General features: G+C 68.5%; 11 protein-coding genes. 2 read left to right on the forward strand and 9 right to left on the reverse strand.

Annotation, left to right across the window (positions count from 1 at the left end):
- The first annotated feature begins 22 nt into the window (after nucleotides 1-22).
- Both CW348_RS00660 and CW348_RS00665 read left to right on the forward strand, forming a co-directional pair.
- The gene (locus CW348_RS00660) at nucleotides 23-2113 is read left to right on the forward strand and encodes a biotin carboxylase N-terminal domain-containing protein (protein WP_011291394.1); all 2091 of its coding nucleotides are present in this window, start codon (nucleotides 23-25) and stop codon (nucleotides 2111-2113) included.
- Entirely contained in the window at nucleotides 2113-3267 is a 1155-nt protein-coding gene (locus CW348_RS00665; protein WP_011291393.1) for an acyl-CoA dehydrogenase family protein, read from the forward strand. The genes CW348_RS00660 and CW348_RS00665 overlap by 1 nt, the downstream gene beginning before the upstream one ends.
- A gap of 79 nt (nucleotides 3268-3346) precedes the next feature.
- Here CW348_RS00665 and CW348_RS00670 read toward each other — a convergent pair whose 3' ends face one another.
- The 9 genes from CW348_RS00670 to CW348_RS00710 all read right to left on the reverse strand — a co-directional run.
- Complete coding sequence (locus CW348_RS00670) at nucleotides 3347-3781, reverse strand: CBS domain-containing protein (protein ID WP_011291392.1); 435 nt, start codon at nucleotides 3779-3781, stop codon at nucleotides 3347-3349.
- A gap of 136 nt (nucleotides 3782-3917) precedes the next feature.
- Entirely contained in the window at nucleotides 3918-4709 is a 792-nt protein-coding gene (locus CW348_RS00675) for a bifunctional 2-polyprenyl-6-hydroxyphenol methylase/3-demethylubiquinol 3-O-methyltransferase UbiG (RefSeq protein WP_011291391.1), read from the reverse strand.
- 111 nt (nucleotides 4710-4820) lie between these two features.
- A complete protein-coding gene (locus CW348_RS00680) occupies nucleotides 4821-5408 on the reverse strand; it encodes an ATP/GTP-binding protein (protein ID WP_011291390.1) in 588 nt (195 codons plus the stop codon).
- Nucleotides 5409-5442: 34 nt separating this feature from the next.
- A complete protein-coding gene (locus tag CW348_RS00685; RefSeq protein WP_011291389.1) occupies nucleotides 5443-5937 on the reverse strand; it encodes a DUF742 domain-containing protein in 495 nt (164 codons plus the stop codon).
- A 20-nt stretch (nucleotides 5938-5957) separates the two neighbouring features.
- Nucleotides 5958-6359 carry a roadblock/LC7 domain-containing protein gene (locus CW348_RS00690; protein ID WP_011291388.1) on the reverse strand — a complete coding sequence of 134 codons (402 nt, stop codon included), beginning with the start codon at nucleotides 6357-6359 and terminating at the stop codon, nucleotides 5958-5960.
- A 201-nt stretch (nucleotides 6360-6560) separates the two neighbouring features.
- Nucleotides 6561-9779: a nitrate- and nitrite sensing domain-containing protein gene (locus CW348_RS00695; RefSeq protein WP_104612895.1), complete on the reverse strand. Its 3219-nt coding sequence runs from the start codon at nucleotides 9777-9779 to the stop codon at nucleotides 6561-6563.
- Between the two features lie 510 nt (nucleotides 9780-10289).
- A complete protein-coding gene (locus CW348_RS00700) occupies nucleotides 10290-10982 on the reverse strand; it encodes a hypothetical protein (RefSeq protein ID WP_011291386.1) in 693 nt (230 codons plus the stop codon).
- 100 nt (nucleotides 10983-11082) lie between these two features.
- Nucleotides 11083-11286 carry a hypothetical protein gene (locus CW348_RS00705; RefSeq protein WP_081430397.1) on the reverse strand — a complete coding sequence of 68 codons (204 nt, stop codon included), beginning with the start codon at nucleotides 11284-11286 and terminating at the stop codon, nucleotides 11083-11085.
- 104 nt (nucleotides 11287-11390) lie between these two features.
- Nucleotides 11391-11928: substrate-binding domain-containing protein (locus CW348_RS00710; RefSeq protein ID WP_287462360.1), on the reverse strand; the 538-nt coding region annotated here is incomplete at its 5' end.

The raw sequence follows: 11928 nt of genomic DNA on the forward strand, positions 1-11928 counted from the left end.
CGCAGCAGAACGGAGCACCGCGATGACCACACCGTTTCCCGCACCGCTACGCACCGCCCCCGCCGTCCTCGTCGCCAACCGGGGCGAAATCGCCGTGCGGATCATCCGCACCCTGCGGCAGCTCGCCCTGCCCGCCATCGCCGTCTACACCGACCAGGACGCGGACGCGCCCCACGTGCGCGCCGCCGACAGCGCGCTACGCATCCCCGACTACCTGGACGGGGACGCGATCATCGCCGCGGCACACGCCAGCGGAGCAGCCCTCATCCACCCCGGCTACGGGTTCCTCGCCGAAAACGCCGGCTTCGCCCGCGCCTGCACTGCGGCCGGACTCGTCTTCGTCGGCCCGACCCCGGACTCGATCGCCGCCATGGGCGACAAAATCCGCGCCAAACAGACCGTGGCCGCCGCCGGAGTGCCCGTCCTCCCCGGATTCGCGGAAGACCCCGGCCACCCCCTGTCCGCAACCGACCTCACCGCCGCAGCCGCACAGATCGGCTACCCCCTGCTCCTCAAACCCTCCGCTGGCGGCGGCGGGAAAGGCATGCGGCTCGTCCACAGCCCGGACGAGCTCGCGGACGCCGCAGCCGCCGCCCGCCGCGAAGCCCGCGCCGCCTTCGGCGACGCCACCCTGCTCGCGGAACGGTACGTCGCCCGCCCCCGCCACATCGAAGTGCAAATCCTCGCCGACACGCACGGCACCATCGTCCACCTGGGGGAACGCGAATGCAGCCTCCAGCGCCGCCACCAGAAGATCGTGGAAGAAGCCCCCTCCCCGCTGCTCACCCCCGAGCAGCGGAACGCCATGGGCCAGGCCGCTGTGGCCGCGGCACGCGCCTGCGGGTACGTGGGGGCGGGCACCGTGGAATTCATCGTGCCCGGGGACGACACCGACCGCTTCTTCTTCCTCGAAATGAACACGCGGCTCCAAGTCGAACACCCCGTCACCGAAGCCGTCACCGCCATCCGCGGCACCCGCGGCATCGACCTGGTGGAAGCGCAACTCCGCATCGCCCTCGGCGAAGCCCTGCCGTTCACCCAAGACGACATCACCTGGCAGGGGCACGCGATCGAATGCCGCATCTATGCGGAAGACCCGGCGCGGAACTTCCTGCCCACCGGCGGCCGCATCCTCCACGTCGCCGAACCCCACGGGCCCGGCATCCGCGTCGACTCCGGCATCAGCGAAGGCACCACCGTCACCTCCGCCTACGACCCGCTGCTCGCCAAACTCGTCGTCTGGGACCACGACCGCGCTAGTGCGCTCCGCCGCGCCGACGCGGCCCTCGCCCGCACCACACTGCTCGGCTGCGGCACCAACACCGCGTTCCTCCGCGCCCTGCTCGCCCACCCCGACGTCGCCGCCGGACAGCTCAGCACCGGGCTCGTCGAACACCTCCACCCCGAGCTCGCCCCCGCCCTCCAGGCAGGCCCCGACGTGCTCGCCGCCGCGGCCCTCGACCGGCACCTCGACCTGGTCGCGACCAGCGACCCCGCCAACCGGTTCACCATCCCCGACGGGTGGCGGCTCGGCGAACCCGCGTGGACCGTGTGGCGGCTCCACTCGCCCGGCAGCGACCCCGTCACCGTGCGCGTCCGCGCCGACCACGACCACCCGCACCGCTTCCACGTGCGCGTCGCCGACGCCGACCCGCACGAAGCCACCGCGGTCCGCTCCCCAGACGGGCGCAGCCTGCACGTCACCTACGCGGGCCAGGCCCGCCACTACACCCGCGCCACGGACGGGCACGACCTGTGGCTCGGCCATGCGGGCGCGGCCTGGTGCTTCCGCGACGCCCCCCGCACCGCCCCGCTGCGCCGCACCAGCGGGCACGCCGACGGCGCCGTGCGCAGCCCCATGCCCGGCACCGTCCTCGACGTGCCCGTCGCCGTCGGCGACACCGTCCGCGCCGGACAGACCCTCGCCGTCGTCGAAGCCATGAAAATGGAGCACCCCGTGGCCGCACCCGTCGACGGCACCGTCACCGAACTGCACGCCCGTCCCGGACAGTCCGTTCCCCTTGATGCCCTCCTCGCCGTCGTCACCCCGGCGGCCGCCCCGGCCGCCACCCACGTTCCGTCGACCACTGCTGCTACCGAGGAGCCGCGCTGATGTCCTACCGTCTCAGCGACGAACACGAAGAACTGCGCCGCACCGTCGCCGAATTTGCCCGCACCGAAGTCGCGCCTGTCATCGGCGACTACTACGAACGCGCCGCCTTCCCCTACGAGATCGTCGCCGCCATGGGGCGCATGGGCCTGTTCGGCCTGCCGTTCCCCGAAGACGTCGGCGGCATGGGCGGCGACTACCTGGCGCTCTGCCTCGCCCTGGAAGAACTCGCCCGCGTCGACTCGTCCGTCGCCATCACCCTGGAAGCCGCCGTCTCCCTCGGCGCAATGCCGATCTACCGGTTCGGCACCCCTGAACAGCAAGCCACCTGGCTGCCCCGGCTCTGCTCCGGAGAAGCCCTCGGCGCGTTCGGCCTCACCGAACCCGAAGGCGGCTCCGATGCGGGCGCCACCCGCACCACCGCCCGCCTCGATGCCGGAGAATGGGTCATCAACGGCACCAAAAGCTTCATCACCAACTCCGGCACCGACATCACCGCGCTCGTCACCGTCACCGCGGTCACCGGACAACGGCCCGACGGACGCCCCGAAATCTCCGCGATCATCGTCCCCGCCGGCACTCCCGGCTTCACTATTGGCCAGCGGTACTCCAAAGTCGGCTGGTGCGCCTCCGACACCAACGAACTCGTGTTCACCGACTGCCGGGTCCCTGAAGCCAACCTCCTCGGCGAACGCGGCCGCGGCTACGCCCAATTCCTGAGTATCCTCGACGAAGGCCGCATCGCTATCGCCGCGCTCGCCGTCGGACTCGCCCAAGGCTGCGTCGACGAATGCCTGCGCTACGTCGGCCAGCGCGTCGCCTTCGGCCGCGAAATCGGCCGCTACCAGGCGATCCAATTCAAGATCGCGGACATGGCCGCCCGCGTGCACACCGCCCGGCTCGCCTACTACGACGCGGCCGCACGCCTGCTGGCCGGGCAGCCGTTCAAAAAAGAAGCCGCCATCGCCAAACTCGTCGCGTCCCACGCGGCCATGGACAACGCCCGCGACGCCACCCAGATCTTCGGGGGCTACGGGTTCATGAACGAATACCCGGTCGGACGCTTCTACCGCGACGCCAAAATCCTCGAAATCGGCGAAGGCACCTCAGAAATCCAGCGGATGGTCATCGCCCGGGAACTCGGACTGCCCGCCTAGCGGCCGGCAGCCATGCGGACCGGCGGGCGGTCCCCCGCCGCCGGGCAGAGAACCGCCCGCGGTCATCACGCCACCCGGCTCAGACGATGTGGTCGGGCGGGCCCGACTTGATCGCCTCCACGAACCGGCCGAGCTCTTCCTCCGGCAAGTGCTGGGCAAGGTCCGCCTCGCTCACAATGCCGACGAGCTGCTTGTTCTCGATCACCGGCATCCGCTTGACCTTGTGCTGCGTCATCTCCTGCAGCAAGGTCTCAATGTCGTCGGAGGCGTCCACGTAGAACGGGGTGCCCTCGGCGAGCTCGATCGCGTTACAGGTGTTCGGGTCCTTGCCTTCCGCCAGGCACTTCACCACGATGTCGCGGTCCGTGATGATGCCCTTCAGTCGGTTGTCCTCCCCGCAGATCGGCAGAGCACCGACTCCGAGGTCCCGCATCATGCGCGCCGCGGTCACCAGGTTCGTGTTCGTCTCAATGCACTGGACACCCTCGTGCATGATGTCCTTGGCTGTGGTCATGATTCTCCCCCCTTTGTTCCGTTCCCGCGACAATCCGCTGGTCTGTGCGCGGACGGGAACTGTGGGGGCTTCTACCCACCAGCCCGAACCACATCCACGAACCGGACAAAACACCACATAAATCCACAAAACAGATTCATCGGCGGCGGCAGATCATGATCTCCGTGGTCGGGCTCTCCATCCGCGTGCGCACCAAATGCCGCTCCAACGGGTAGAGCGCCGCCCCGGCCAGCCACCCCGTCGGCTCGGTGAGCGTCACCGCGCGCAGCAGGCCGCCCCACAGCTTGCGCCACACCGGCCCCGCATCCACCTGCGCGTTCATGAGCATGAGGAACGGCGACCGGTGCACCACGTCGAACCCGGCCTCATCCAACCGGGCAGTGATCCACTCCAACGGACGGTTGACCTGGTTGACGCCGCGCTGGGCCGGACGGTGCAGGAAATTCTCCGAGAACACGAAATACCCGCCAGACCGCACCAGGTGGGCGATCGACTTCACCGCGGCCGCGTAACGCTCGTCGTCCGTGATATGGAACAGCACGTCCATACAGGAGACCGCGTCGAACTCAGCCTCGTCGAACACCCCCTGCGGGTCGGCGATATCCACCCGTTCGAACCGCAGCCCCGGAAACCGCTCCCGCAGCCGCACCACCGCGGCCTCCGTCAAATCGCAGCCAGTGACCGCGACCGCGCCCAACCGCTGCCAGGCGCGGACATAGAACCCGGTCCCCGAGCCCACGTCCAACACCCGCGCCCGAGACCAGTCCACGGCGAGCGCCCCCACCCGCTCCGCGAACACCTCCTGGCGCACCCGGTACATCCACTCGTTGAACGACCGACCCAAAGCCCGGTAGCCGACCCCGGTCTCCGTCCAGTCCGCGTCGAGGCGCTCCTCCCAGAAAGCCCTGCGTTCATCGTGGAAAGTCATGCCCGCATGATTCCTGGTCACCGAACCCAGGTCCAGCACCACCGCCGGGAGACGCGGCAAAAAAAGGGGGCCCGGCACCAGGTGCCGGACCCGAATCCTCGGTAATCTTCCCTACCGCCAGGAGGGGTGGCCGCCCGTGGGGGTAGTCTGCTCCGCGGAGGCGTCCCCGACCGCGATCGCGTGCTCCACCAGGCGGATCAGCGTCGCCTTGGTGGACGCCCGGTCCCGGGCGTCGCACTGCACGATCGGAATGTCCTCGCTGAGCGTCAAGGCGTCCCGCACCTCGCTGATCGAGTGGGGGAAGTAAGAGTCGAAACCGTTGATTGCGACGATGAACGGCAGCTTCGCTTCTTCGAAGTAGTCGATGGCCGGGAAGCAGTCCGCCAGGCGGCGGGTGTCCACCAGGACCACCGCGCCGATGGCTCCTTTGACCAAGTCATCCCACATGAACCAGAAGCGGTGCTGCCCGGGGGTACCGAACAGGTAGAGGATGAGGTCGGAGTCGAGGGACACCCGACCGAAGTCCATGGCGACTGTGGTCGTCTGCTTGTCCGGTGTTTTCGCCAAGTCGTCGACTCCGACGCTGGCGCTAGTCATCACCGCTTCGGTGGTCAGTGGAACGATCTCAGAGACCGACCCCACAAACGTCGTCTTCCCGACGCCGAAGCCCCCGGCGACGACGATCTTCACCGACGTCATCGCATTCGCCACAGCACCGCCCTCGTCGGCCGGGCTAGAGCTTGCGAAGTCCACTGAGTACCCTTTCAAGCAGGTTGACATTGGGCCGGCTGTCGGTGTTCAGCGACGACCTGATCTGCACAAGACCCTGTTCTGCCATATCCGCCACCAGAACTCGCGCGACACCGAGCGGTATCCGGCACAGGGCAGAGATCTCCGCCACTGATCGCCACTCCCGACACAGGTCGGTAATCGCCTGGCATTCGGGAGTAAGCGTCCCGAACTCGCTGCGCGCCGTCGCGGTCGTGGAAATCAGTGCTTCCAACGGCAGATGAGTCTTCGGCTTGGTCCGGCCACGGGTCACCGCGTAAGGCCGTACCAACGAACTCGGCGCGCTTTCACCGATGGACCACTGCTGCCCGGTGACCTGTGGGGTGGTAGGCGGTTCTCCACCGGCTAGCGGGTCGGACAGCGGCCTCGAGGCACTGGCTGACGGGTCGCCAAACCATGAGGCGCTCCCGGAGTCTCTACCGTGAGGTGGTGCCACCACTTCCTCCTGTCGGTGGTGGGTCAGTGGACGCCCGGAGTGCGTGCTGCCGGAGTCAGTGCCCGGCCGGCCCGCTCTACGAGCAGTGTCATCTCGTAGCCGACCAGACCGAGGTCACATTCGGCGGCAGCGAGCACCGCAAGGCATGATCCGTCGCTGATGGCCATGATAAGGAGCAGCCCACGCTCCATCTCAACCACGGTCTGCGCGACTGCTCCGCCTTCAAAGACCCGGGCTGCACCTTGTGTGAGGCTGGAGAGACCGGAGGCGATCGCAGCCAACTGGTCGGCACGGTCAGCAGGGAACCCGGCTGAAGCCGCCAACGGTAGACCGTCCGACGACACCACAATCGCGTGAGCCACATCGGGCACACGATTGGCGAAGTCAGTGATCAGCCAGTTGAGTTCATTAACCGGTTGACTCATCTGCTCTCCTGTCGGTCCCAGCCTTCACATCGACCGATTGGGTAAACGGCCGACAGCCGAGAGTTTTTCGCGGATGACTTGATTGCGATGCCATGTCCGGGAAGTGCAGATGATGTTAATTCATTGGGCATCTGGTATCCACTCCCTGGCATAGGCCTGGTCGGCTGCAACGTCACGGGACACCGACCTTCAAATCGGACATTATTCCTCCTGGGACGAGCGCTTGTTCAGGGCGTCGCGTCCCTGACGGATGCCCTGCTGGAAACTGGAGAACCGGCTGCGCACCCGCTCCGCGGAGCGCGACGTGATCTGCTTGAAGTTCTCCGGAGCCGGAGCAGCACCCGGCACCAGGTTCGCGCGCGGAATCCGCTTCGGCAGGCCCGAGGCGGTAATGCCACCCGCAATCGGTGCACTGGCCCGTTCCGCCGCGGTCTTCCAACCGGCGTCCGCAGCCGAACGCCACTCGTCCTCGGGGCGGGGCTGCTGGCTCTGCTGCTGAGCAGGAGCAGCAGGCTCGGTGCCCAGCCCGTCGGGCGTGCTGACGGCGCTGATCGGACCGGTTTCCGTCGTCGTCACCGCCGGACGCACTGTGCGGCGACGGAACCAGTTCGACTCGATGGAGTCGAAGATCGGCAGCGGCTCGTTGGACTCGTGCTCCGGGGACGGCGGAATGATCGTGTTCTGGTTTCCGCTTCCCGGGCCGTACCGCTTGGACAGGTAGGCGGTGGATCCGTAGCCCTCCCGCACCTCGGGCTGCTCGGTGCGGCCGCTACCGCTGGAGTAGGACGACGACAGCGGATTCTGCTGCCAGCCCTGCCGCTCCGAGGTGCTGCTGCGCGTGTCCCCGAGCGGGTGAGCGGAGCGCTGTCCCGGCCGGTCCAGGGAGTAGCCGTAGACGCTCTGCCCGCCGGTGCGGGACGATCCCACGGTGTCCGCAGCAGACGGACGCGAATCGGACACCGTCGGTATCGCCGACGTCGACGTGGTGTCCGCCGGGCTCTCCGTGCGCGGAGTCTCGGTCCGCGGGGTCTCCGGACGCGGGGTTTCCGTGCGCGGCGTCTCCGGACGGTCCGCCACCGGTTGGGGGGAAGTGGTGCGGGACACCGACCGCTTCCATCCCGCGTCCCACAGGTCCTCGCCGCTCGGCGGGTGCTCCGGCGGGGTCTGCTGGCCCTGCTGGGCGGCACGGGTCGCCGGGTCGGGCCGCTTCGGCAGCCCCGAGGGGGTTGTGCGCGGCTCCCACACCGGGCGGTCGTTGCTGGTACGCGGCTCCCACACGCTGTCCGCGGGATCCGCCGGAGCCGGCGACGACGCGAACGCCGCGGTCGCCTCGGCGTACGTGTCCGGAACAGTGGTGCCACGCCCCGAGGTGAGCGCCGGAGGCGTCGGCTCGACCGGGGTGATGAGCAGGTCGTTGGGCAGCCGCACCGCGGCAGTGATACCGCCGTTGTGCGCCGGACGCAGCCGCACCTCGATACCGTGCCGGTTGGCCAGGCGGCTCACCACGAACAGACCCATGCGGCGGGAGACCGCAACGTCGATCACCGGAGGCTCGGCGAGCTTCTGGTTGGCGCTCTCCAGCTCCTCGGCCGACATACCGATACCCGAGTCGGTGATCTCGATGATGATGTCGCCGTTGTCGACAGCCTGCGCGGTCACCGACACCTGGGTGTCGTGCGCGGAGAACACGGTGGCGTTCTCCACCAGCTCGGCGATGAGGTGGACGACGTCGTTGACTGGGCGGCCCAGCACCGACACGTGGGAGGGGGCGCGCACGTTGACCCGCGCGTACTGCTCCACCTCGGAGACCGCGGCCCGCAGCACGTCGACCAGCGGAACCGGCTGGGCCCACTTGCGGGTGTTGTCCTGCCCGGAGAGGACCAGCAGGTTCTCGTTGTTGCGGCGCATGCGGGTGGCCAAGTGGTCGAGCTGGAACAGCTCTGCCAGACGCTCTTCGTCCTGCTCGCTCTGCTCCAGGTGCTCGATAAGGCGCAGCTGCCGCTCCACCAGGCTCTGGCTCCGCCGCGATAGGTTCACGAACATCGCGTTGACGTTGGCCCGCAGGGCGGCCTCGTCAGCAGCCAGCCGCAGCGCGGAGCGGTGCACCTCGTCGAAGGAGCGGGCCACCTCGCCGAACTCGTCGGAGGAGTCGACTTCGAGCGGGGTAATCTTCACCTCTTCTGGACGCACGTTCGTCTCGCGCATCCGGACGATCGCTTCGGGCAGGTCCTTCGCGGCGATCCGCATCGCGCCGTCCCGCAGGACCCGCAGCGGGATCACCATGCTGCGCGCCACCCACGAGGTCGTCAAGAAGACGAAGACGACGACGAAGAGCACCGTGATGCTGTCGAAGAGCAGCAGCCTGCGGCCCTGCTCCTTGTGGGCGGTCGCCTCGGCGCGCACCATCCTGGCCAGGGAGCTCTCCACCTTGGCCAGCGTGTCCAGAGCGCTGAGGGCCGTCTGCTGGTAGCTGTCCGCGTCGTCCCCGTCCGTGATCCCCGTCAGCGGCTGGCCTTCATCGGCCCGCAGCAGGGCACGCAGCCGCATGGTGCCCAGCCGGCTGACGTCCAAGCCTCCGTAGTTCTCGTCGAGCAGCGCCTCCTGCGCGGGGGTCGCGCTGTTGCGGAAGTTGCGGATCTCGTTGTTGTAGCGCGCCTGGGTGCTCTCAATCGAGTCCTGCACACCGCCGGACATCGAGTCGCGGATCAGGGAGTGCACCATGAGCGCGGCCTCGTAGGACTGGTCGTCCCGGGCCCGGCCGAGCGCGCTGAGCGCACGGACGCTCTCCCGCAGCTCCGAAGAGGTGTTGGTGGCGTTGGCCAGCGTCTCCACAAAGTCGGTGAGCGTGGAGATGATCTGGCGGTACTTGGTGACCGCCGGAAGCATCGTGACCCTGGTGCTGGTGACCTCCTCCCGCACCCCGTTCAGTTTCTCCAAGGAGTCGAGCATGATGTCGAGCCGCTCCTTGACGAGCGGGTCGGAGGGGGTGCCTAGTTCGTTCGCTCCTGCACGGACGTCGTTGAGCTCTTGGTCAACGATCTTCTGCTGCTCTTGCAGCGCGACCGCGCGATCGTTGGAGCGCCGCGTGGGGTTGGGGTTGTCGGCGATGTAGGCGGCAACGAGCATGCGCTCCTTACCGAGCTCGTTGCCCAACTGCACGATGTCCTCGGCGAGCGTCACCATCGCCTCGGTGCGCTCGTTCCGGAACGTGTTCAGGGCGCTCTCGGAGAATCTGACGACTCCCAGAATCAGCGCGGCCGCGGTGGGGACGACAACGAGCGCCACCAACCGGGAACGGACGCGCCAGTTCCTGGGGTCCCACCGTCTGGCGGGGCGCTTGGCCGTGGTCTCTGTCTTCTCGGCCTGCTCCGGCGCGTCGTCCTTGGCGTCAGCGCCGTTGTTTGTCGCTCGTGTCGACACGGACCTTCGCAACCTTTCGTGTCACCGCCTGGGGCATTTTCGGACTCACAGGCCCCGTGGGGTGGGTACCGGACAAGCACCATCCGGCCCGCTGTGCGTACCACAGTGCGCCGTCGGAGGTGTCATGGGTAGGGGACCCGGTAACAAGAAGGGAGATCTTGTCGCCGCGGAGCCTCAAAGTGGGAGGCTGTGGCGTCGCGCAGCGCTGAACCGGGAACAGCGTACGTGAGCCGCTAGCGTACCAATTGGGACAGGTGCCCCGCACTACCCCGATCGTCCCTAATCACCGGAACTACCTACAAACGGTGTATACCGTTACGTCTCACTGGTCTAGTCTTTTGCGCCCTTTTCCGCCAGAAGTTCCCGTACTGTGAGGATGGCGCAGCCCCATTCCATCACATGGATAACTTTTTGTGCACGTCCGTATAAGGTCTGTGGAAAACTCCTGGCAGCGTGGTGGACGCCACGCAAGGCTGCGGTCCCCGCCACGCGGGGTCGGCCCCGTGCTCCTCAGGTGCCCGTACCGGAGCCGACCCGCAGTTCGAACATGCCGAGCAGCCCCGCGTCGACAAAGAACTCCGCGCCCGCGGCCAGCGACCGGACCCGCGCGGGCAGCACCCCCACCGGCCCCCTGTCGGCTTCGGCCCGGCGGGCCAGCAGGCCGCGCTCCACCGTCCCCTGGGCGGCCGCCACGTCGTCCACGCTCACCGTGAACGGGAAAACCGCGGCACCGTCGAGCTCCTCCTCGGTCACCAGTGCCGGACCGAGCGTCACCGCGACCGTCTTCCGCTGCGGCGTGCTCCACAAGCAGGCGAGCGTGTACCCGACGACCTCCCCCGTGCTGGAGGCGAACGCGGCCACGCCCACTTCGGCGTCCAGCACACCGGTCCCCGGGGGAAGCAGCACGCCGTCATCCGTGCCGCGCACCAGCGCCGGGTGGAGGGCGAGCGGGTCCGCCTCCACGCGGACCACGGTCAGCGGACGCTCCGGGACCAACGGGGCGCACAACCGGGTCTCGAACTCCACGATGATCTCCACCGGCTCCGCCAACGCCTGCCGGTGGGCCTCCCGCAGCGCGGCAGTGCCCTTCGCCAGCAGCTGGGGCAGATCCTCAGGCCCCGGATAGCCGAACACACAGCCGTCGTCCACTACTCCGGGACGCTGCTCGCCCCCGCTAGGGGAAAGATAGGTAACCCAGCGCATCGTGCACCCCCTGTCCGCAGTCCCGGGCCCCACGCCCAGGCACCGTCCTCGGGGGAAACCTACCGGTCCCCTTTGCGCGGGCCCCTCATCCGGCCGCCGGTTACAGCGGATTGTGCTCTTTGCCGGTGCCGCCGCACATACGGCACATCTCCACCACCCGGATCCAGCCGATCACCCCGTCAGGGTCGCGTTTCGGCCGCTCCGGCCGCCACTGGCCGCTCCCGCCGCAGCAGCGGCACGGAACACCGCTCTGCGCGCACCACTCGCAGTCGTCCACTTCGCACCGTGCTCGGAGCGTCTCCACCGGCTTCCGCCTGCCTCCCGTTGTCCTCTTTATCCTCGCGTCAGCGCGGCCCAGTCAGCGGGTGTCGTCCACCGCGGGCGCGGATCTAGGGCGACGTGCGGACCTCACCCGGATTCCCGCACCATCAAATGGGTCTCCAGCACCAGCCGCACCGGTTCGGTGGTCTCCCCGGTGATCCGGTCCACGAGCAGCCGGGCCATCTCCCGGCCCATCAGCTCGGTGGGCTGGTTGACGCTGGTCATCGGCGGTTCGGCGTGCTCGGCTACGGGCGAGTCGGCGTAGGCGACCACCCCCACATCCTCGGGCCCGCCGCCGCCCGCAGACCGCAGCACCCGCCGCGCCGCCGCGACGAGCAGCCGGTGGTTCTTCACCGGGCGGAAGTTCGCCACGTGCACCAGCAGGAACGCCTCGGGCGGCACGCCCAGCTCGCGCCGGGTCTCCGCGGCCCGCGCGGCCCAGCGGCGCTGCTCGCGCACGTCGATCCCGATCCCGATCTGCGTGTCGTCGGGGAGGCGAATGTTCGCCCACGACGTCTCCAGCACCGCGCCGCTGCGCGTGGTCACCAGGAAATCACGCCACCCGCTCTCGGGCGACTGCATGAAGCTCCGGGCCTGCTCCCGATACTCAGGGTCGGGATAGCAG

Source organism: Thermobifida sp. (assembly GCF_017577275.1).
Taxonomy (GTDB): domain Bacteria; phylum Actinomycetota; class Actinomycetes; order Streptosporangiales; family Streptosporangiaceae; genus Thermobifida; species Thermobifida fusca.